This window comes from Corynebacterium sp. HMSC034A01, assembly GCF_001838175.1.
Taxonomy (GTDB): domain Bacteria; phylum Actinomycetota; class Actinomycetes; order Mycobacteriales; family Mycobacteriaceae; genus Corynebacterium.
In genome coordinates this window covers 1-19,354 of the sequence record NZ_KV835972.1, presented here as the reverse complement: position 1 = coordinate 19,354, position 19,354 = coordinate 1, and the positions used below count along the sequence as shown (strand labels likewise).

At 66.0% G+C, this 19,354-nt stretch carries 21 protein-coding genes and 4 tRNA genes; 18 read left to right on the top strand and 7 right to left on the bottom strand.

All coding sequences use genetic code 11. From position 1 onward, the window contains the following. The first annotated feature begins 167 nt into the window (after positions 1–167). Positions 168–1,478 carry a M20 family metallopeptidase gene (locus tag HMPREF2791_RS07385; protein ID WP_083327931.1) on the top strand — a complete coding sequence of 437 codons (1,311 nt, stop codon included), beginning with the start codon at positions 168–170 and terminating at the stop codon, positions 1,476–1,478. On the opposite strand, the gene HMPREF2791_RS07380 is transcribed toward HMPREF2791_RS07385, so the two are convergent. Beyond that, on the bottom strand, positions 1,475–2,407 hold the full coding sequence (locus HMPREF2791_RS07380; protein WP_070844901.1) for a 1,4-dihydroxy-2-naphthoyl-CoA synthase: 933 nt from the start codon (positions 2,405–2,407) through the stop codon (positions 1,475–1,477). The two genes, HMPREF2791_RS07385 and HMPREF2791_RS07380, sit on opposite strands and share 4 nt — an antisense overlap. A 16-nt stretch (positions 2,408–2,423) precedes the next feature. Between HMPREF2791_RS07380 and HMPREF2791_RS07375 the strand changes: the two genes are divergently transcribed. The 7 genes from HMPREF2791_RS07375 to HMPREF2791_RS07345 all read left to right on the top strand — a co-directional run bounded on the left by HMPREF2791_RS07375 (position 2,424) and on the right by HMPREF2791_RS07345 (position 9,640). After that, positions 2,424–3,386: an o-succinylbenzoate synthase gene (locus HMPREF2791_RS07375; protein WP_070844900.1), complete on the top strand. Its 963-nt coding sequence runs from the start codon at positions 2,424–2,426 to the stop codon at positions 3,384–3,386. 49 nt (positions 3,387–3,435) lie between these two features. Next, positions 3,436–5,016, top strand: coding sequence for an SLC13 family permease (locus HMPREF2791_RS07370; protein ID WP_070844942.1), 1,581 nt, complete (start codon positions 3,436–3,438; stop codon positions 5,014–5,016). A 68-nt stretch (positions 5,017–5,084) separates the two neighbouring features. After that, a complete protein-coding gene (locus tag HMPREF2791_RS07365) occupies positions 5,085–5,618 on the top strand; it encodes a hypothetical protein (protein WP_070844899.1) in 534 nt (177 codons plus the stop codon). Further along, positions 5,619–7,235 carry a 2-succinyl-5-enolpyruvyl-6-hydroxy-3-cyclohexene-1-carboxylic-acid synthase gene (gene menD / locus HMPREF2791_RS07360; RefSeq protein ID WP_070844898.1) on the top strand — a complete coding sequence of 539 codons (1,617 nt, stop codon included), beginning with the start codon at positions 5,619–5,621 and terminating at the stop codon, positions 7,233–7,235. Next, positions 7,232–7,642, top strand: coding sequence for a DUF3592 domain-containing protein (locus HMPREF2791_RS07355; protein WP_038609543.1), 411 nt, complete (start codon positions 7,232–7,234; stop codon positions 7,640–7,642). Before menD ends, HMPREF2791_RS07355 begins: the two co-directional genes overlap by 4 nt. 64 nt (positions 7,643–7,706) lie before the next feature. Further along, positions 7,707–8,930 (top strand): glycosyltransferase family 4 protein, encoded by a 1,224-nt coding sequence (locus HMPREF2791_RS07350; protein ID WP_070844897.1) that lies wholly within the window; start codon positions 7,707–7,709, stop codon positions 8,928–8,930. A gap of 32 nt (positions 8,931–8,962) precedes the next feature. Beyond that, positions 8,963–9,640, top strand: a complete 678-nt coding sequence (locus HMPREF2791_RS07345) for a metal-dependent transcriptional regulator (protein ID WP_070474791.1) — start codon at positions 8,963–8,965, stop codon at positions 9,638–9,640. Here the strand turns inward: HMPREF2791_RS07345 and HMPREF2791_RS07340 are convergent. The 4 genes from HMPREF2791_RS07340 to HMPREF2791_RS07325 are packed head-to-tail and all read right to left on the bottom strand — an operon-like array spanning position 9,541 to position 12,377. Further along, complete coding sequence (locus tag HMPREF2791_RS07340; protein WP_051106251.1) at positions 9,541–10,464, bottom strand: metal ABC transporter permease; 924 nt, start codon at positions 10,462–10,464, stop codon at positions 9,541–9,543. The two genes, HMPREF2791_RS07345 and HMPREF2791_RS07340, sit on opposite strands and share 100 nt — an antisense overlap. Then, on the bottom strand, positions 10,461–11,186 hold the full coding sequence (locus HMPREF2791_RS07335; protein ID WP_034997179.1) for a metal ABC transporter ATP-binding protein: 726 nt from the start codon (positions 11,184–11,186) through the stop codon (positions 10,461–10,463). The genes HMPREF2791_RS07340 and HMPREF2791_RS07335 overlap by 4 nt, the downstream gene beginning before the upstream one ends. Continuing rightward, positions 11,183–12,106, bottom strand: coding sequence for a metal ABC transporter substrate-binding protein (locus HMPREF2791_RS07330; protein ID WP_070844896.1), 924 nt, complete (start codon positions 12,104–12,106; stop codon positions 11,183–11,185). Before HMPREF2791_RS07330 ends, HMPREF2791_RS07335 begins: the two co-directional genes overlap by 4 nt. Before the next feature lie 34 nt (positions 12,107–12,140). Beyond that, the gene (locus tag HMPREF2791_RS07325) at positions 12,141–12,377 is read right to left on the bottom strand and encodes a tudor domain-containing protein (protein ID WP_070844895.1); all 237 of its coding nucleotides are present in this window, start codon (positions 12,375–12,377) and stop codon (positions 12,141–12,143) included. Positions 12,378–12,470: 93 nt separating this feature from the next. On the opposite strand from HMPREF2791_RS07325, the gene HMPREF2791_RS07320 reads away from it, so the two are divergent. Beyond that, entirely contained in the window at positions 12,471–13,160 is a 690-nt protein-coding gene (locus HMPREF2791_RS07320) for a demethylmenaquinone methyltransferase (RefSeq protein WP_070844894.1), read from the top strand. On the opposite strand, the gene HMPREF2791_RS07315 is transcribed toward HMPREF2791_RS07320, so the two are convergent. Further along, a complete protein-coding gene (locus HMPREF2791_RS07315; protein WP_070844893.1) occupies positions 13,157–14,377 on the bottom strand; it encodes a geranylgeranyl reductase family protein in 1,221 nt (406 codons plus the stop codon). The two genes, HMPREF2791_RS07320 and HMPREF2791_RS07315, sit on opposite strands and share 4 nt — an antisense overlap. Before the next feature lie 95 nt (positions 14,378–14,472). Between HMPREF2791_RS07315 and HMPREF2791_RS07310 the strand changes: the two genes are divergently transcribed. The 9 genes from HMPREF2791_RS07310 to rplA all read left to right on the top strand — a co-directional run bounded on the left by HMPREF2791_RS07310 (position 14,473) and on the right by rplA (position 19,019). Next, positions 14,473–15,498 (top strand): polyprenyl synthetase family protein, encoded by a 1,026-nt coding sequence (locus HMPREF2791_RS07310; protein WP_070474787.1) that lies wholly within the window; start codon positions 14,473–14,475, stop codon positions 15,496–15,498. 64 nt (positions 15,499–15,562) lie between these two features. Next, a tRNA-Tyr gene (locus tag HMPREF2791_RS07305) sits at positions 15,563–15,647 on the top strand. Between the two features lie 199 nt (positions 15,648–15,846). Continuing rightward, positions 15,847–15,919, top strand: a tRNA-Thr gene (locus HMPREF2791_RS07300). Between the two features lie 39 nt (positions 15,920–15,958). Further along, positions 15,959–16,030, top strand: a tRNA-Met gene (locus HMPREF2791_RS07295). A 64-nt stretch (positions 16,031–16,094) separates the two neighbouring features. Continuing rightward, positions 16,095–16,170, top strand: a tRNA-Trp gene (locus HMPREF2791_RS07290). A 21-nt stretch (positions 16,171–16,191) separates the two neighbouring features. Further along, complete coding sequence (gene secE / locus HMPREF2791_RS07285; RefSeq protein WP_070474786.1) at positions 16,192–16,512, top strand: preprotein translocase subunit SecE; 321 nt, start codon at positions 16,192–16,194, stop codon at positions 16,510–16,512. A gap of 115 nt (positions 16,513–16,627) precedes the next feature. After that, positions 16,628–17,647 (top strand): transcription termination/antitermination protein NusG, encoded by a 1,020-nt coding sequence (gene nusG, locus HMPREF2791_RS07280; protein ID WP_070474785.1) that lies wholly within the window; start codon positions 16,628–16,630, stop codon positions 17,645–17,647. 171 nt (positions 17,648–17,818) lie between these two features. Further along, a complete protein-coding gene (rplK, locus tag HMPREF2791_RS07275) occupies positions 17,819–18,247 on the top strand; it encodes a 50S ribosomal protein L11 (RefSeq protein WP_034997189.1) in 429 nt (142 codons plus the stop codon). A 64-nt stretch (positions 18,248–18,311) separates the two neighbouring features. Then, positions 18,312–19,019, top strand: coding sequence for a 50S ribosomal protein L1 (rplA, locus tag HMPREF2791_RS07270; protein ID WP_070474784.1), 708 nt, complete (start codon positions 18,312–18,314; stop codon positions 19,017–19,019). 69 nt (positions 19,020–19,088) lie between these two features. Here the strand turns inward: rplA and HMPREF2791_RS11620 are convergent. Then, positions 19,089–19,354: HNH endonuclease signature motif containing protein (locus HMPREF2791_RS11620; RefSeq protein ID WP_141764946.1), on the bottom strand; the 266-nt coding region annotated here is incomplete at its 5' end.

Genomic DNA, 19,354 nt, shown 5'->3' with positions numbered 1-19,354 from the left:
GCACAGGTGTCTAGTAAGAGTGAGGAAATTGGCTCCGACGTGGTGCACGGGCTTTTTGTTACCGTCGGCCGAAATGTCCTGTTCGACAAGACCACTGCTGAGCACCAATGCCTACTTCCGACCGACCCGCCCGACCAACCACCCCCTCCAGCGCGTTCTTGGAGCGCATGGATGAAGCCGTCCAGGACCGACTCGCGGAGGCAGAGCCGGACTTCGATCGTGTGCCGAGAAGTCCAGAGCACCTGCAGTCCTGGAAGGACGCCGAGGCGCGGGTGGAAAAGGTCCGCGCGGACCTCAACCACATCGTCCGCGACCTGCACGCCCACCCGGAGGAGGCGTTTGAAGAGCACCACGCGCAAGCGGTGATCGCCGGAATTCTTGAACGCCGCGGGTTCCAGGTGGAACGTGGCGCACATGGCGTATCGACGGCACTGCGGGCCGAATGGCACAGCAACGATTACGACCCAGCGGCGCATCCCACTGTTGCCGTGTTGGTTGAGTACGACGCGCTACCCGGCATCGGCCACGCCTGCGGGCACAACGTCATTGCGGCGGCCGGGGTAGGCGCGTTTCTCGGCGCCGTTGGAAGCGGCAGCGGCCGGATCGTGTTCCTTGGCACCCCCGCGGAAGAGGGGCACACAGGCAAGGAATACATGATCCGCGGCCGCATGCTGGACGGCGTCGATTGCGCAGTGATGATGCACCCGTTTTCCTACGACCTTGTGTCCCACGTGTGGGTGGGCCGCCGCACGTTGACGGCCACCTTCACCGGCGTGCCGGCGCACGCGTCGATGCAGCCGTACATGGGGCGAAACGCCCTCGACGCGGCGACGCTCGCTTACCAAGCGTGCGGGCTGCTGCGCCAGCAGATGCCGCCTTCAGACAGGTTGCATGCCGTGATTGCAGACGGCGGAGCCCGCGCCTCGATCATCCCCGAGACCGCCACCCTGCAGCTGTATGTTCGCTCGCTGTACACAGAGACACTGATGGACTTAAGCCAACGCGTGGAGGACATCCTTCAGGGTGCGGCGTTAATGACAGGCACGGCAGTGGATGCGCAGTGGGACGAACATCCGATGTCACTGCCCGTGCGAAACAACGAGACGCTCGCTCGGCGGTGGGGTGCCACGCAGGCGTCACGCGGAAGGGATGTGCTTCCGGCGGGGACCTTGCCGGATTCGCAAGCCGCATCGACCGATTTCGGCAACGTGTCCCACCTGGTTCCGGGTATCCATCCGCTGGTGAAAATCGCGCCGGAGGGTACAGCACTGCACACCACCGATTTCGCCGACGCGGCGATCTCAGATCACGCTTTTGCAGGCGCGTTCGATGCCGCGGTCGGGTTGGCCCAAACCATCGCAGACATCCTCAACGACCCGCAGCTTTTGACCGACGCCCAGAGGGAGTTCGAAGCGGCAGGCGGCGCAATTTCAGTAGAGGACTTGCTGGCCGGCGCGGCCGAGCAGCAAGACGCCTAGTAGTAGAAGGGGAATTCCTCCCAATTCGGCGGGCGCTTCTCTAAGAACGAGTCGCGGCCCTCGACGGCCTCGTCGGTCATGTACGCCAGGCGGGTGGCCTCGCCGGCGAAGACTTGCTGGCCCATCAGGCCGTCGTCGACAAGGTTGAACGCGAACTTCAGCATGCGCTGCGCGGTGGGGGACTTGCCGTTGATCTCGCGGGCGACCTGGATCGCCTCGTCCTCAAGCGAGGCATGCGGCGCGACGATGTTCACCGCGCCCATGCGCTGCATCTCCTCCGCCGAGTAGGTGCGGCCCAAAAAGAAGATTTCGCGGGCGAACTTCTGTCCCACCATCTTGGCCAGGTACGCCGAGCCGTAGCCGGCGTCGAAGGACCCCACGTCCGCGTCGGTCTGCTTGAACCGCGCCTCTTCCTTCGAGGCGATGGTCATGTCGCACACCACGTGCAGCGAGTGCCCGCCGCCGGCCGCCCAGCCATTGACCACGGCGATGACCACCTTCGGCATCGTGCGGATCAAACGCTGGACCTCCAGGATGTGCAGGCGCCCGCCCTCGGCCTTCACACGCGCTTCGTCGACGGTTTCTGCGGTCTCGCCGCCGGCGTACTGGTAGCCGGAACGGCCGCGAATGCGCTGGTCGCCGCCGGAGCAAAACGCCCACCCGCCGTCTTTCTCGCTCGGCCCGTTGCCGGTCAGCAGCACCACGCCTACCGACGGATCGCGCCGGGCGTGATCCAACGCCTGGTAGAGCTCATCCACGGTGTGGGGGCGAAACGCGTTGCGCACCTCGGGGCGGTCGAACGCGATGCGCACGGTGCCGTCGGCACGCGTGTCGCCCACGTGGCGGTGGTAGGTGATGTCCGTGAAATCGAAGCCCTCGACCTCGCGCCACTGGCTGGGGTCGAAGGGCTGGGCGGTGGAGTAACTCATGCCTACACTTTGCACCATGCTGCCTTCCGCCGACGAGATCCTCGAGCGCGCCCATGTCGTCGCCCTGCCCATGGCCGTGAAATTCCGCGGCGTGACCACCCGCGAGGCCCTGCTCATCGACGGCCCCGCCGGCTGGGGCGAATTCTCCCCCTTCGTCGAATACGGCGCGCAGGAATCCGCCGCGTGGCTCGCCGCCGGCATCGAGGCGGCATTTACCGGCCTGCCTGAAGCGCACGGCGAAGTCGAGGTCAACGGCACCATCCCGGCGGTCGCCGACGTCGAGCCGGTGCTCGCGCGCTACCCGGGCGTTTCCACCTTCAAAATCAAGGTGGCGGAGAAGGGGCAATCGCTTGACGACGACCTCCGGCGCGTCGCCGCTGTCCGCCAACTTCGCCCCGACGCGACCCTTCGCGTGGACGCCAACCGCGGCTGGAGCGTCGATGAGGCCGTCGAGGCCGCCGAGAAGCTCGGCGAGCTGGAGTACATCGAGCAGCCCTGCGCCACCGTGGAGGAACTCGCGGAAGTCCGACGGCGCACCAAGACGCCGATCGCGGCGGACGAGTCTATCCGCCGCGCCGCCGACCCATACCGGGTGGCCGAACTTCAGGCGGCGGATGTGGCGGTGTGCAAGGTGGCGCCGTTAGGTGGCGTCGATAAGCTTCTGCGCATTGCCCGCGACTTGAACCTCGATGTGACCGTGGCCAGCGCGTTGGATACCGCCGTCGGGATGGACGCGGGGCTGGTGGCCGCGAAACTTGCTGGCTCGCGCGCGGCTGGGCTGGCCACGCAGCGGCTGTTTGTTGAAGACGTCGCGGAGCCCCGGGAGATCACGGACGGGCGCATGGCGGTGACTCGCACTACCCCCGATCCGGACAGGCTGCACGCGCTGCGGGCGCCGGCGACGCGCCGCGACTGGTGGTTCGACCGCGTCCGCGCCTGCGTAGAGGTGCTAAATCAGTGCCCCCGAATCCGGGTGTAAATTCGGAAACGGGTGTGGGAATCAGGGGGTGTCCGCTAACCTTTCGCCCATGTCGACTCCCGTGATCCACGATTCCGCCGCCCTTTCCGACGGCGACCTGGCCAAAGCGCCCGAACCCGGCGAGTGGCGCCGCCAGCTCATCGGCTTGATCACCGGCGTGGTGCTGGCCGTGCTCGTCTACTTCTTCTTCCCCTCCGGCGCGGCCGATACCGTCTCCCAGTCCTCCGGCGCGAAGGAAGGCGTGGAGTACTCCGCGGACACCATGCGCATCGTCGCCGCCACCACCGTGCTCATGGGCGCGTGGTGGATGACCGAGGCGATCCCGCTGGCCGCCACCGCACTGCTGCCGATTGCCGTGTTCCCGCTGGCGGGCGTGGCGCCGTTTAAAGAGGTCTCCTCGCCGTACGCGTCCGCGACGATCTTTTTGTTCATGGGCGGCTTCCTCATGGCGCTGGGCCTGCAGCGCTGGAACCTGCACCGCCGCCTGGCGCTGATGGTGGTCAAGGTGGTGGGCACCAGCCCGAAGCGCATCATTTTGGGCTTCATGCTCGCCACCGGCTTTATGTCCATGTGGGTGTCCAACACCGCAACCGCCGTGGTGATGCTGCCCATCGGCACCTCCGTGCTCATGCTCACCGCGGACACCGTCGGCGGGATGAAAAACCAGAAGAAGTTCGCTACCGCGCTCATGCTGGCGATCGCGTACTCGGCGTCGATTGGATCGCTGGCAACGCTCATCGGCACCCCGCCGAACGCGCTGCTGAAGGGCTACATGGAAGAAGCCCACGGCATCGTCATCGGCTTCGGCGAGTGGATGCTGGTGGGCCTGCCGGTGGCCGTGGTGTTCACCTTCATCGCGTGGTGGGTGCTCATCACCGTGTTCAAGCCTGAGGTGGATACCATCCCGGGCGGGCGCGAGCTCATCGACGCCGAGCTGAAAAAGCTCGGCCCCTGGACCTTCCCCCAGGTCGCAGTCGGTGTGATTTTCCTCGTGGCCGCATTGGCGTGGATCTTCATCCCGCTTGGCCGCAGCCAGTTCGGCTGGGACTTCCCGTACGACGACGCGATTGTGGGCATCATCGCCGGCTTGCTCATGTTCATCGTGCCCGGCACCTCCAACGGCAAGCGTCTGTTGGACTGGGAGACGGCCAACGAGATGCCGTGGGACGTGCTGCTGCTGTTCGGCGGCGGGCTTTCCCTGTCCGCCATGTTCACCGCTACTGGCCTGTCCCTGTGGATCGGCGAGAAGGCCAAGGGGCTGGCGTCGCTGCCGATGATCCTGCTTATCTTCGCAGTCGCCGCGCTCGTGCTGATCTTGACGGAGCTGACCTCTAACACCGCCACCGCCGCGACGTTCCTGCCCATCATGGGCGGCGTCGCAGTGGGCATCGGGCTTACCGACGCCACGGAGATGAACGTCATGCTCCTTGCCATCCCAGTAGCACTCGCCGCCACCTGTGCGTTCATGCTGCCGGTGGCGACCCCGCCGAACGCGATCGCGTACTCCTCCGGTTACGTCACCATGGGCGAGATGATCAAGGGCGGCGTCTGGCTCAACGTGATCGCCATGGTGCTGATCACGCTGGCCACCTACTTCATCGCGGTGCCAGTGTTCGGGCTGGTGCTGTAAGCCCATACCGCCGCGACACCTTCGCGCCCCGTCAAGAGCTTTTGGCGGGGCGCGCTAGTGTATTTCGCATGGATAACGAGACGAGACAGTACGGCCCCCAGGGTGGCGAGCCGCGCCGCGAGCGACCCCGGCAGTACTTCCCGGACCAGTCCCAAAACCAGTACCAGCAGCAGGCGCAGCCGCGCTACGAGGAGCACTACGCCCAGCCCGTCTACGAACAGCCGTACTACGACAATGGTTATGAGCCGGAGCCGGAGAAGGGCACGTCGGCGGGCGCGATCGCACTTGGCGTGTTCGCGGCGCTGAGCTTCATCGCCGCGGTGGTGCTGGCCGTGCTGTGGCGCGGCGCGGCGGCGGAGGCGGACAAGCCGCCGGTGACGGAGACCAGCACGGTTACCCAGACCACCACGGAAACGAAGACGGAGACCACCACCAAGTTCCCGTCCATTTTCCGGGACCGGGACAACCCCACCGCCACGCTGGAGCCGGAGCCGGTGCCGGCGCCGGATCCGAACGAGATCGAGCGCGAAATCCGCGACGGCGCCCGCGACATTCTGGACCAGCTGCGCGGCGGCGCGGACGAGTACCTACAGGAGCAGTAGATGGCAGCTATGGAGATTGCGGCGGCGGTGGCGGAGCTCGTCGCGAAGCATTGCACCGATGTGGTCATGAGCCCGGGCTCGCGCAACTCGCCGCTGGCCTACGCGCTTTTGGCGCGCCGCGACGTGACGGTGCACATGCGTATCGACGAGCGCTCCGCCGCCTTCACCGCCCTCGGTTTGGCACGAGTGCAGCGCCGCCACGTCGGCGTGGTGATGACCTCCGGCACCGCCGTGGCCAACGCGTACCCGGCGGTGATTGAGGCGCACATGTCCCACACCCCGCTCGCGGTGATCAGCGCGGACCGCCCGGAGCGCCTCGTGGGCACCGGGGCAAGCCAGACCATCTGGCAGCAGGGCATCTTCAGCCGCTACGCCGAAACGCAGCAGGTGCAATCGCTTGACGACGCCCACGCGGCCTCCTTTGCCACCCCCCAGGTCCACATCAACGTGGCCCTGGACGCCCCGCTGGTACCGGAAGCGTTGCCGGAGCCGGTGGGGCAGCCGCGCCGGGTTGGGCCGGGTGCGCTCGAGGGGGCTCGCGGGTACGTGGACAACGGCGCCGTTGATGTCGACCTGACCCGCAACACCCTGGTCATCGCCGGCGACGAGGCCTGGGAGGTGCCGGGACTCGAGCACATGCCCACCATCGCCGAGCCCACCGCGCCCACACCCTTCCACCAGGTGCACCCGCTGGCCGCGCGCTTCTTTGCGCAGTCCGAGGTGGCCATCTCCCACGACGGGGGCGACTTCGCCGCCGACACCAAACCGGAGCAGGTCATCGTGGTCGGCCACCCGACGCTGCACCGTGACGTGATGGCGCTGTTGGCGGACCCGGACATCGAGGTCATCGGCATCTCGCGCACCGGGACGTTCACCGGCCAGCCGGACACACGCGGCTCGCGTGTCAACGCCACCGGCCAGCCCACGGACACGTGGCTGAAGATCTGCGAGGCCGCCGGCGACGTCGGCGCCGAAACCGTGCGCCAGGCGCTCACGGAAGACGAGTTCGGGTTCACCGGCCTGCACGTCGCCGCCGCGGTGTGCGACACCCTCGGCGTGGGCGACACGCTGGTGCTCGGCTCGTCCAACCCGGTGCGCGACGCGTCGTTTGTGGGCATGCCGTTCGACGGGGTGTCCACCTACGCCGCCCGCGGCGCCGCGGGCATCGACGGCACCGTCTCCCAGGCCGTCGGCGTGGCGCTTGCCACCCAGGCGCTGCGGCCCGACGAGATCCGCGCACCGCGTATCGTCGCCCTGATGGGGGATCTGACCTTTATCCACGACGCCAACGGCCTGCTCATCGGGCCCGACGAGCCACGCCCGGGCAACCTCACCATCGTGGTGGCCAACGACGACGGCGGCGGCATCTTCGAGGCCCTCGAACCAGGCGCAGACCACCTCCGCGGCGCGTTTGAGCGGGTGTTTGGCACGCCGCACGGCGTGGACGTCGAGAAGCTGGCGGAAGCCTACGGGGCCGACTACCGCCGCGCCGACACCCTCGCCGAACTCAACGAGGTGCTGCTGGAGCTCGAATCCCAGCCGAACCCGATCACCGTCGTGGAAGCCGCCACCACACGCGCAACCCGACGGGCGCTGGCGGCGCGCCTGAACCGATGAGGTGGCGCCGCCGCGCGCACCAGGTAGTGCTCGCGCTTTACGCTTTTGCCACGCTCGGCAGCGTGGCAATGGTCGCCGGCCCCGCGCTCAACGACGCCCGCATCCAGGCCAACCCCGGCCGCGGCACCGCCACCGTCACCGAAACCGGACCCATGCGCACGTTCGTGGAGTACCAAACCGAAGACGGCCAGCTGGTCTCCCCGCCGCGCGGGCTGTTGTACCCGACCGGCCTGGGGGAAGGGCAGCACGTGTGGGTGACCTACGCGAAGTCCGACCCCGACCTGGTCAAGGTGGAAGGCCGCGGCTGGGCGCTGGCGCTGACCCCTGCCCTGTCGACGTGGGCGGTGGCCACGCTCGTCGCCGCCGGGGCCTGGTTCGCCGTCGGACGGTGGGTGCCGGAGGAGTAAAAATTCATGTTTGGTTCAACCAAAATTGGCGACAAGTTCGGATTGCAGTGGGAGAGTGCCTGATATGCGAGTGGGAATCGTGGCGGAGTCTTTCCTGCCCAACGTCAACGGAGTGACCAATTCGGTGCTGCGCGTGCTCGAGCACCTCAAGCGCGAAGGCCACGAGGCGATGGTGGTCGCGCCAGGCGCACGCGACTTCCAGGACGAGATCCCGGACTACCTCGGCTTCGAGATCGTCCGCGTGCCCACTGTGATGGTCCCGCTGGTGGATTCGCTGCCGATCGGCGTGCCCACCACCACCGTCGCCGCGGCGCTTTCCCAGTTCAAGCCGGACATCATCCACCTGGCCAGCCCGTTCGTCCTCGGCGGGGCGGGCGCGTTCGCCGCGCGCCAGCTCGGGGTGCCGGCGGTGGCGCTTTACCAGACGGACGTCGCCGGCTTCGCCACCAAGTACCACCTGCCCATGGTGGCGAATTTGGCGTGGGACTGGACGCGCACGATTCACAATATGAGCGAGATGACGCTGGCGCCGTCGTCAAGCTATATCCGCATGCTCGAATCCCACGGCATCAACAACGTGCGCCACTGGGGCCGCGGCGTGGACACCGAACTGTTCAACCCGGACAAGCGCTCCGACGTGCTGCGCCGCATGTGGGACCCCACGGGGGCGAAGAAGATCGTGGGCTTCGTGGGCAGGCTGGCCGCGGAGAAGTCGGTGCACCGCCTCGCCCCGCTTGTCAGCGACCCGTCGGTCCAACTCGTCGTCGTCGGCGACGGCCCCGAGCGAGACGAGCTGGCGACGGTGCTGCCCTCCGCCGTGTTCACCGGGGCGCTGTCCGGCGAGGAGCTCGCCCGCGCGTACGCGTCGCTGGACCTGTTCGTGCACACCGGCGAGTTTGAGACGTTCTGCCAGGCCATCCAGGAGGCGCAGGCCTCGGGCGTGCCGACGATCGGCCCGCGCGCCGGCGGTCCCATCGACCTGATCCAACACGGCGACAACGGCCTGCTGCTCGAGGTGGACACCTTCGAAGACGAGCTGCCGGACGCCACGCGCTGGATCCTCGACGACGCCCGCCACGCCAGCCTGCAGGCCGCCGCCCGCGAATCCGTGGCTGACAAGACCTGGGCCGCTCTCGGCGACCAGCTGCTGGGCTACTACACCGAGGTGCTGGAGACCTACGAGCGCAACGTGGTGCACCTGTTCGGCCGCGACGTGGCCCTGCCGCGCTGGGCGCCGGCACGCTTAGGCCAATCCCGCAGGCAAGCGCGGCGCGGCGATACCGCGTAGGCGCATGCGCGCCGCCAAGTAGAGTGGCGAGCATGTCCGTCGGCGACCTGTCCACCAGCACCCAGAACTACCTCAAAGGCATCTGGGCGCTTTCGGAGTGGTCAGATACGCCGGTGACGCCGTCGTCGGTGGCCAAGCACCTTGGACTGCGCAAATCCACCGTCTCCGACGGGGTGCGCAAGCTCGGCGAGCAGGGCCTGGTGGAACATAAGCCCTACGGCGCCGTCGAGCTGACCGACACAGGCCGCACGTACGCGGTGGCGATGATCCGCCGCCACCGCCTGATTGAAACGTTTTTGGTGGAGGCGTTGGGCTACACCTGGGACCAGGTGCACGACGAGGCCGAAAACCTCGAACACTCGGTGAGCGACTTCATGGTCGACCGTATCGACGCGTTTTTGGACTACCCCAGCCGCGACCCCCACGGCGACCCCATCCCCTCAGCCAGCGGCCGTGTCGACACCCCCGCGGCGGTGCCGCTGACCGGTGTGCAACCCGGGCACACGGCCACGATCGAGCGCATCGCGGACGACGACCCGAAGCTGCTGAAGTTCCTTGACAGCCATGGGCTCGTCGTCGGCGCAACCCTCGAGGTGGGAGAGGGTGCCCCTTACTCCGGCGCGGTCGCGGTCCGGCTTGCCGGCGCGGCGGAGGCGGTGCCGCTCGGCGAGGAAGCCACGGATTCCGTCTTCGTGCGCGTGGATGCGTAACGACGACCCCGCAGCACCCCATGCGGGCCGAACAGGTACACCACACCAAACACCACACCTTGGGCGAGCACAATCATGCCGCCAGAGGCTGTGTCCAGGTAGTAGGAGCAGTACAACCCCACGATTGCACACGCTGCCGACATGGTCGGGGCGATGACCAGCATCGTGCCGAACTTGTTGGTGAGCAGGTAGGCGGTCGCACCCGGGATGATCAGCATCGCCACCACCAGGATCACGCCAACGGCCTGGAGTGCCACCACTGACGTCAGCGCCAGCAGTGCCAGCAGGGCCGCACCGAGCAGGCGCGGATTCAACCCAATCGCGTGTGCATGGGTGGGATCGAACGCGTAGAGGGTGAAGTCGCGCCGCTTGAGCACCAGCACGCTCAACACGATCGCTCCCAGGATGGCCACCTGCAGCAGGTCCCCACGGGACACACCAAGCAGATTGCCGAAGATGATGTGGTTCAGATCCGTGTGCGAAGGGGTTACCGAAATGAGCACGAGCCCCAGCGCGAACATGGTGGTGAACACAATGCCAATGGCCGCATCCTCCTTCACCCGGGACGTATCGCGCACCAGCCCGATCAGTGCCACCGCAAGGAACCCGAACACCACCGCGCCGACGGCAAACGGCACGCCCAGAATGTAGGCCAGCACCACGCCCGGTAGGACAGCGTGGCTTACCGCATCGCCCATCAGCGACCAGCCAACCAACACCAGCCAGCACGACAACAGCGCGCAGACAATCGACGCCACCAGCGAGGTCGCAAGCGCACGCATCATGAACTCGTACCCAAACGGCTCCGTAAGCAGCGCAATCATGCTGACACCCCCATACCGAAGCCCTGTACCAAATTGTCCGGCTCTAACACCACTTCAGTCGGGGCGTGCATCAACACCCGGCGGTTCAACAGCACTGTCTCCGGCGCGAGCTGGGGCAAGGCAACCAGGTCGTGCGTCACCACAAAAATAGTGGTGCCTTCTGCCGCGAGGTCACGCAGCAGCTCAGTGATGGTGGCCTCGGAATGTTTGTCCACGCCGGCGAAGGGTTCGTCGAGAAGCATGATGCTCGCACCCTGAGCGATACCGCGGGCGATGAAGGCACGCTTCTTCTGGCCACCCGAAAGTTGGCCGATCTGGCGGTCTGCGAACGACTCAAGGTGGGTGCGCTCTAACGCGCGATCCACAGCCGCAATGTCCTCCGCACGCGCGTGGCGGGTAAAGCCCATGTGGCCGTAGCGGCCCATCATGACCACATCACGCACTGTGACCGGGAACTGCCAGTCCACGTCCTCGCTCTGCGGGACGTAGCCCAGCACCTGCGTCTTGCGGGCGCGCATGGGGTCGATGCCGTTGATACGAACCGTGCCGCGATCCGGCTTGACCAACCCCATGATCGCCTTGAGTAGCGTGGATTTGCCCGCGCCGTTCATCCCGATCAGCCCACAGATACGGCCTGGTTGGACGCTCAAAGTTGCGCCGTCGAGCGCGACGACGTCGCCGTAGCGCACCGCAACATCGTCAACCGCGATTGCGGGGATCACTGCTTGCCCCCGTTCAAACCGTCGATGATCACCTTCGTGTCGTGGCGAATCAGATCCAGGTAGGTCGGCACCGGACCGTTTTCCTCAGAAAGCGAATCGACGTAGAGGGTGCCGCCGTACTCCGCGCCGGTGGCCTTCACGACCTGCATCATCGGCGCGTTAGAGACCGTGGATTCACAGAACACAGACGGGACGTTGTTTTCCTTCACAAACTCGATCGCGCCGGCGATCTGCTGCGGGGTGGCTTCCTGCTCAGCGTTGACCGGCCAGATGTAGCGCTCGGTCAACTTCGCGTCGCGAGCCAGATAGGAGAACGCACCTTCGCAGGTGACCAAGGCGCGCTGCTTGTCGGGGACAGCGGCGAGCTTGGTTTCCAGCTCGTCTTGCACAGCCTGCAGTTCCTGCTTGTATGTTTCGCCGTTGGCCTTGAAATCATCGGCGTGCTCCGGGTCGAGTTCGCTGAACGCGTCGACGATGTTGTCCACGTACTTCTGCACGTTCACCGGACTCATCCAGGCGTGCGGGTTGGGCTTGCCGGCGTAGGCGTCCTCGGCGATGTCGATCGGGTCGACACCTTCGCTGACCACGGCGTGGGGCACGTCCAGGTCGGCGACGAACTGGGCGAACCAGTTCTCCAGGTTCATGCCGTTATCCAAAATCAGGTCCGCATCGGCGGCGCGGGAAATGTCGCCGGGGGTGGGCTCGTAGCCGTGGATTTCCGCGCCGGGTTTGGTGATGGACTCCACCCGCAGGTGGTCGCCGGCGACGTTCGAGGCGATGTCCTGGATCACCGTGAACGTGGTGAGTACCACGGGGGTGTCTTTGCCGCCTGCGGCGTCGGTGCTGTCCTGCGAACAGCCTGCGAGGCCGGCAGCTAGCGCAGCCGTGGCGGCGAGTGCGAGCGCCTTGGATTTCAGCATGTTGGTCCTTTTCTTTCTGTGTTTTTCCGTGCGGTTAGAGAAGCGGCGGCGGGCCGACGCGGTGGGACGTGGCAATGAATCGGTCGAGCTTTTGCGGGGATTCGTCGCGCAGGTAGACGGCGAGCAGCCGCATCAGGTTGAGCGTGACGTCTTCCGGGTTAGCGCTGGAACGCACGAGCCGCGAGGACGCGAGGTAGTCGCCTTCGCGTGCGGTCTCGAACAATGCGATGGCTTCGAGCCATGCGCCCATGTTGGAGTCATCAAGTCCCATACCGGCGAATAATAAAGTTCGGTGAGCCGAACTTGCAAGTGTTGTGTTGTCGTACGACCTCCGTTTGTGGGTGGCAAAGTAAACTTGCGCACCATGGCCAAGGCGGATCTGGACAAAAAGCCCTTCGACGTTGCCGGCATGTTCGACGACGTGGGCAAAAACTACGACATCACCAACCCCGTGCTGTCGTTCGGCCTGGACAAGTACTGGCGCCGCCGCACCCGCGAGCGCCTGAACCTGCAGCCCGGCGAGCTCGTGCTGGATCTCGCCGCCGGCACCGCCGTCTCCACCGTGGAGCTGGGCAAGTCCGGCGCGTGGGTAGTGGCCTGCGACTTTTCCCAGGGCATGCTCGCCGCCGGCAAGGACCGCGACGTGCCCAAGGTCGTCGGCGACGCGATGCACCTGCCGTTTGCGGATGACACCTTCGACGCGGTGACCATCTCCTACGGGCTGCGCAACGTCCACGACTTCGAGGCGGGCCTGCGCGAGATGGCGCGCGTGACCAAGCCGGGCGGGCGTTTGGCCGTCAACGAATTTTCCACCCCCGTCGTGCCGGGTTTCCGCATCCTGTACAAGGAGTACCTGCCGCTGGCGGTGCCGGCGCTGGCGAAGCTGTTTTCCTCCAACGCGGAGGCCTACGAGTACCTCGCCGAGTCCATTCGCGCCTGGCCGGGCCAGGAGGAGCTCGCCGCGGCGATCAACGCCAACGGCTGGTCAGACGCCAGCTGGCAGAACCTCACCGCGGGCATCGTCGCGCTGCATAGTGCGGTGAAGCCGGTCTAGCGCACGTCCCAAAGCGGCTGGCCGCCAGACACCGCCCGCGCGCTCTTGCCAGCTGTACGCCACAGCCTTGCGACGAGGTCCGTATCCCCCTCGGCCACGAGGTTGCCCATCAGCCGCGCCGCCGCCGGCATGAGGTAGCGCCCGCCGAGCCCGCGCAGCGCCACCGGGCCCGCCAGCGGCAAAAACTGCGGGTAGGTGAGCAGGCGCGCCAGGGTGCGGGCCAGCGTGAACGCGTCGCCGTACTGCTCACGCAGAAGCGCTGGCCACGCAAGCGTCAAATCCCCGCCGTCCGCGATCAGGTCGACGGCGAGCACCGCCGTTTCCAGCCCGTAGTCGATGCCCTCGCCGTTGAGCGGGTTCACGCACGCCGCCGCGTCGCCGACCAGCGCCCAGTTCGGCCCCGCCGCGTTGGACACCGCCCCGCCCATGGGCAAAAGCGCCGAGGCCACGGCCTTTTCTGGGCCGAGCTGCCACGCCTCGCGCTGCTGCGAGGCGTATAGGGCGAGCAGCTTCTTCGTGTTCACCTTCGCCGGGCGCGCGTCGGTAGACAGCGCGCCGCAGCCCAGGTTGACGGTGCCGTCGCCGAGCGGGAAGATCCAGCCGTAGCCGGGCTGGATCACCCCGTCGGCGTCGCGAAGTTCCACGTGCGAGTGCATCCACGGCTCGTCCGAAAAGGGTGACGTGCAGTAGGAGCGCGCCGCGATCCCGTAGACCTGCCCGCGGTGCCACGTACGTCCCAGCAGCTTGCCGAAGGGGGAGCGCACCCCGTCCGCCACGACCACCCAGCGGGCACGCACCACGCCCTGTTCGGTCTCCACTTCGCTGATCGCGGAACCGCTGAAACGCACCCCCGTCGCCGCGCAGTCGTGGCGCACGGTTGCGCCGGCGAGCGAAGCTTCGCTGACAAGCATCGCGTCAAACCTCGCCCTCGGGGACGCGGACCCCTCGCCGCGCGGCCACGGCGCGACAACATCCCCGCCGAAGCCATGCAACTTTAGGCCCTTGTTGCGGTACGCAGGCACGTCCAGCCCCAAGCGCACAAGCGTATCGACGGCGCGCGGCGTCAGCCCGTCCCCGCAAGTTTTGTCGCGGCGGGGGCCCTGCGTGTCGAGAAGCAAAGTGCTCATGCCGGCGCGCTGCGCCGCGATCGCGGCTGCGGAACCCGCAGGGCCAGCGCCCACAACAACGAGGTCGAACAACTCACTCACGCGCCACATTCTGCCAGCGCCACCCGCAAGTGCACCCGGCGGGGTAATTGGGCTACGGTTAGTGCGTTACACATGGGCCCATCCAACCTGCAAGGACGTTATCTATGACGTACGGCACCACTCCGTCACCGCGCCACGGATTCAACCTGGACCTGGGCGACGACGCGCTCAACACCCGGCTCAACACCGGGCTCGAAGCGGTGGAGGAGCTGCTGATAACGGAGCTCAACCGCGGGGAGAGCTTCCTCACCGACAAAGTCACCCACCTGGCCAAAGCCGGCGGCAAACGCTTCCGCCCCATGATGGCGCTGCTCTGCAGCGAATTCGGGCCGAACCCCGGCGCCGAAAACGTCATCCGCGGCGCCGCCGTGACCGAGATGGTGCACCTGGCCACGCTCTACCACGACGACGTCATGGACGAAGCCGAGCGCCGCCGCGGCGTCGAATCCGCCAACACCCGGTGGACCAACACCGTGGCCATCCTCGCCGGCGACATCCTGTTCGCCCACGCGTCGCGACAGATGGCGCTCATGGACCTCGACACCGTGGCCCACTTCGCCGACACATTCTCCGAGTTGGTCACCGGCCAGATGCGCGAAACCGTCGGCGCGGACGGCACGGGCGCGGCAGACCCCGTGGAGCACTACCTGAAAGTCATCGAGGAAAAAACCGGCGTGCTCATCTCCTCCGCCGCCTACCTGGGCGCGCGCCACGCCGGCGCCTCCGACGAGGTGGTGGAGCGCTGCTCCCGCATCGGCGACGCGGTGGGCATGGTCTTCCAGATCGTCGACGACATCATCGACATCTTCTCCGACCCCGAACAGTCCGGAAAGACCCCCGGCACCGACCTGCGCGAGGGCGTGTTCACGCTGCCGGTGCTCTACGCGCTGCAAGAGGACTCGCCGGCGGGCGAGGAGCTTCGCGGGCTGCTCACCGGCCCGCTGACCAACGACGCCGACGTCGCACGGGCGCTGGAACTCATCGGCCAGACCCGCGGGCGCGAGCGCGCCCTGGACACCGTGCGCGGCTACGTCGAGACCGTGGAGCGCGAACTCGACGCCCTGCCGGACGGCCCCGCCCGTGAAGCGCTTCGCACCATGACGCGCATGACCGTTGAACGGGTCGGTTAACCAGCCGATTTGCGCCGATTGCGGGGCGGTGTTGTAAGGTAAATCCCGCACTTTGAACGTGCTTGCCAGGTTGCCCGAGCGGCCAAAGGGAGCGGACTGTAAATCCGCCGGCATTGCCTTCAGAAGTTCGAATCTTCTACCTGGCACCACACACAAACCCCGTCGGTTTCACCGGCGGGGTTTCGTCGTTAAGCAATTGCTTCACGACGTCTAAAGTGCACACCATAACCGCTTAAAAACCTGCAACTGCCAGCCGATTTGTGTTTGAAAACAACATCGGGTTAATCTTTCCAAGGCTTCAACGGAGCGGGTCAGAGCGAAAGCGAAGATCCACAACACAGAGGCTGTGCCCCCTTAGCTCAGTCGGCAGAGCGTTTCCATGGTAAGGAAAAGGTCGACAGTTCGATTCTGTCAGGGGGCTCTGTTGTTTGCTAGGGCCTTTCGGCCCGGCGAGCACCATGGCGGTGTAGCTCAGTGGTAGAGCAAGCGACTCATAATCGCTGTGTCGAGAGTTCAATTCTCTCCATCGCTACTCACCTCAAACGGGAACCGGAAGGTGACCGTGGTAGGGTTAGGCGCACTTGATCGAGTGCCCTAGGGGCGTGGCGCAATTGGTAGCGCAACGGTCTCCAAAACCGTAGGTTGCAGGTTCGAGTCCTGTCGCCCCTGCCAAAACAACCTGGAGGAGTTTTAGTGACTAACCCCAACGGTCAAAACCCCGCACAGCCGACCGGCAAGCGTCAGCTGCGTGGGGCTTCTCCCGTTTCCTCCGAAGGCTACGAAGCGAAGCGTGCCCCCGTCGCCGCCGACGATGCGAACGAGAAGGACGGCTCCAGAGTCACCGCCTTCCCAGGCGAAGTCGTCTCCGAGATGAACAAAGTCATCTGGCCCACCGGCAAGCAGATGCTCAACTACACGCTCATCGTGTTCGCGTTCCTGATCGTGCTGACCATCTTCGTGTGGGGCACCGACACGCTGGCGTCCATGCTGATTCGCTGGATCTTCATCCGCTAGGTACAATTCCACGCGTACAAACTTTTCCCGCCGCCTCGGACGCCGAGGAGGGCGGGATAATTTTTGCCCCGGTACCCTGGGGCGCACACGTTTCGACGGATGAGGAGACACACCCATGACTGAGGCAAACAAAGACGTTGAAGGCGCAATCGAGAACAACGAGCAGGAAATGATCGACGAGGGCGCGCCCGTGCAGCCCTCCACCGACCCGGTCCTCGGCGGCGGCGACGACGACCCGGCCGGCACCGAGGGCGGTGACTCCTCCGACGAGGAGAGCGACAGTAGCGGCGAGGCTGACGCTGCGGACGCGGACGTCGCTGGCGCGGAGCTGAGCGACGCCGAGGTGCAGGACGCCGTCGACGCCGAGGCCGATGACGCAGGCACCGCGACCGACGCCGACGGTGCCGTCGAGGAGCCGGTCCAGGAGACCGACCTCAACAACGTCGAGGCCGCCGCGGGCGAGGGCGAGGCTGACGCGGACGCTGACTCCGACAGCGAGTACCGCCGCCGCCTGCGCGAGTACACCCGTGAGCTGAAGAAGCAGCCGGGCGACTGGTACATCATCCAGTCCTACTCCGGCTACGAAAACAAGGTGAAGACCAACCTGGAGATGCGTTCCCAGACCCTTGAGGTCGAGGACTCCATCTACGAGGTTGTCGTGCCCATCGAGCAGGCCATCGAGAACAAAGACGGCAAGAAGAAGCTGGTCAAGCGCAAGCTTCTGCCGGGCTACGTGCTCGTGCGCATGGACATGAACGACGCCGCCTGGTCCGTGGTCCGCGAGACCCCGGGTGTGACCTCGTTCGTGGGCAACGAGGGGAATGCGACGCCGGTGAAGCACCGGGACGTCGCTAAGTTCTTGCTTCCCAAGTCCGCCGCAACCGGCGCGAAGCCGGAGGTCAACGCCGAGGGCGAGACCGTCGTGGCGATGCCGGAGGAAGAGGCGCCGAAGAAGCTCGCGCACGACTACAAGGTCGGCGAGGCTGTCACGATCCTCTCCGGCGCGCTGGCGTCCGTGTCGGCCACCATCAACGCGATCGACCCGGAGACCGGCAAGATCGAGGCGCTGGTGTCCATCTTCGGCCGCGAGACCCCGGTGGAGCTGACCGCCGACCAGATCGAGCGCATCATGTAGAAGCGTTTTGCTTCTCGACGTCCTCACGGCGTATCCTGATTCGTCGCGCGTGCACGCACGCGCGACGTTTTCAATTCTTGTAAATCCCCGGTGGCTGGGTCTATCCCCGGCATCCGGAAGCCCCGCGGCAGCTCATCGTGGCTGCGGGTGCTGTAACTAGGAGGTAATGCGATGGCAAAGAAGAAGGTCACCGGCCTGATCAAGCTGCAGATCGAAGCAGGCATGGCCAACCCGGCCCCGCCGGTCGGTCCGGCACTGGGTGCGCACGGCGTGAACATCGTCGAGTTCACCAAGGCCTACAACGCCGCAACCGAGTCCATGCGCGGCAACATCGTGCCGGTGGAGATCACCGTCTACGAGGACCGCTCCTTCGACTTCATCCTGAAGTCCCCGCCGGCAGCGTCCCTGCTGCTGAAGGCTGCAGGCCTGAAGAAGGGCTCCGGCGTCCCGCACACTGACAAGGTTGGCAAGGTCACCTGGGAGCAGTGCAAGGAGATCGCCGAGACCAAGAAGAACGACCTCAACGCCCGCGACATCGAGGCAGGTGCTGCGATCATCGCTGGTACTGCCCGTTCCATGGGTATTGACGTCGAGAAGTAAAAAGCTTCACGTGGAAGGGCCGCAAGCCAGGCCCGCAAACCACAACTCCTGAAAGGAACCCAACATGGCTAAGAAGTCCAAGCACTACATCGAGCAGCTGGCGAAGGTCGACCGCGACAACTTCTACCACCCGCTCGACGCCGTCACGCTTGCGAAGGAGACCTCCTCCGACAAGTACGACGCAACCATCGACGTGGCAATGCGCCTGTCCGTCGACCCGCGCAAGGCTGACCAGCTGGTCCGCGGCACCGTCAACCTGCCGCACGGCACCGGTAAGACCGTCCGCGTCGCAGTCTTCGCCGAGGGCGAGAACGCAACCAAGGCGCAGGAGGCTGGCGCGGACATCGTCGGCACCGACGAGCTGATCGAGCAGATCAACGCCGGCCAGATCGACTTCGACGTGGCTATCGCTACGCCGGACCAGATGGCCAAGGTCGGCCGCGTCGCCCGCGTGCTGGGCCCGCGTGGTCTGATGCCGAACCCGAAGACCGGCACCGTCACCCCGGACGTCGCGAAGGCGATCCAGGACTCCAAGGGCGGCAAGATCGCCTTCCGCGTGGATAAGGCGTCGAACCTGCACGCGATCATCGGCAAGGCGTCCTTCACCCCGGAGCAGCTCGCTGAGAACTACGGCGCACTGCTCGACGAGGTCCTCCGCCTCAAGCCGTCCTCCGCGAAGGGCATCTACCTGAAGAAGATCACCGTCTCCGCAACCCAGGGCCCGGGTGTGCCGGTGGACACCTCCGTGGAGAAGAACTACGCCACCAAGTAGTTCGACTTCGAGCGCTTTTACGCGTGCGTTTTACGCCGTCGTCCGTTTGGGCGGCGGCGTTTCGCGTTGCTAGGTGCTTGGTGGTCCGAAGAGTTGGTCGAGTGCTCCGCGGTCGGTGCTTTTCAGGTGATATCCGCGTGGTGAGACCCACCAGGGCGCGCCTCTGATCATGGCGATGCGGCCGCGGGTGTTGCGCCAGGGGTCATCGTCGTTGATGCGGTTGTGATATCTGCATAGCGGCGCCAGGTTGTCCATGTTGGTCAGCCCGCCGTGTTTCCACGCTTTCACGTGGTGAATCTCGGAAGCATACGCCCCGTGCCTGCAGCCTGGGAAGG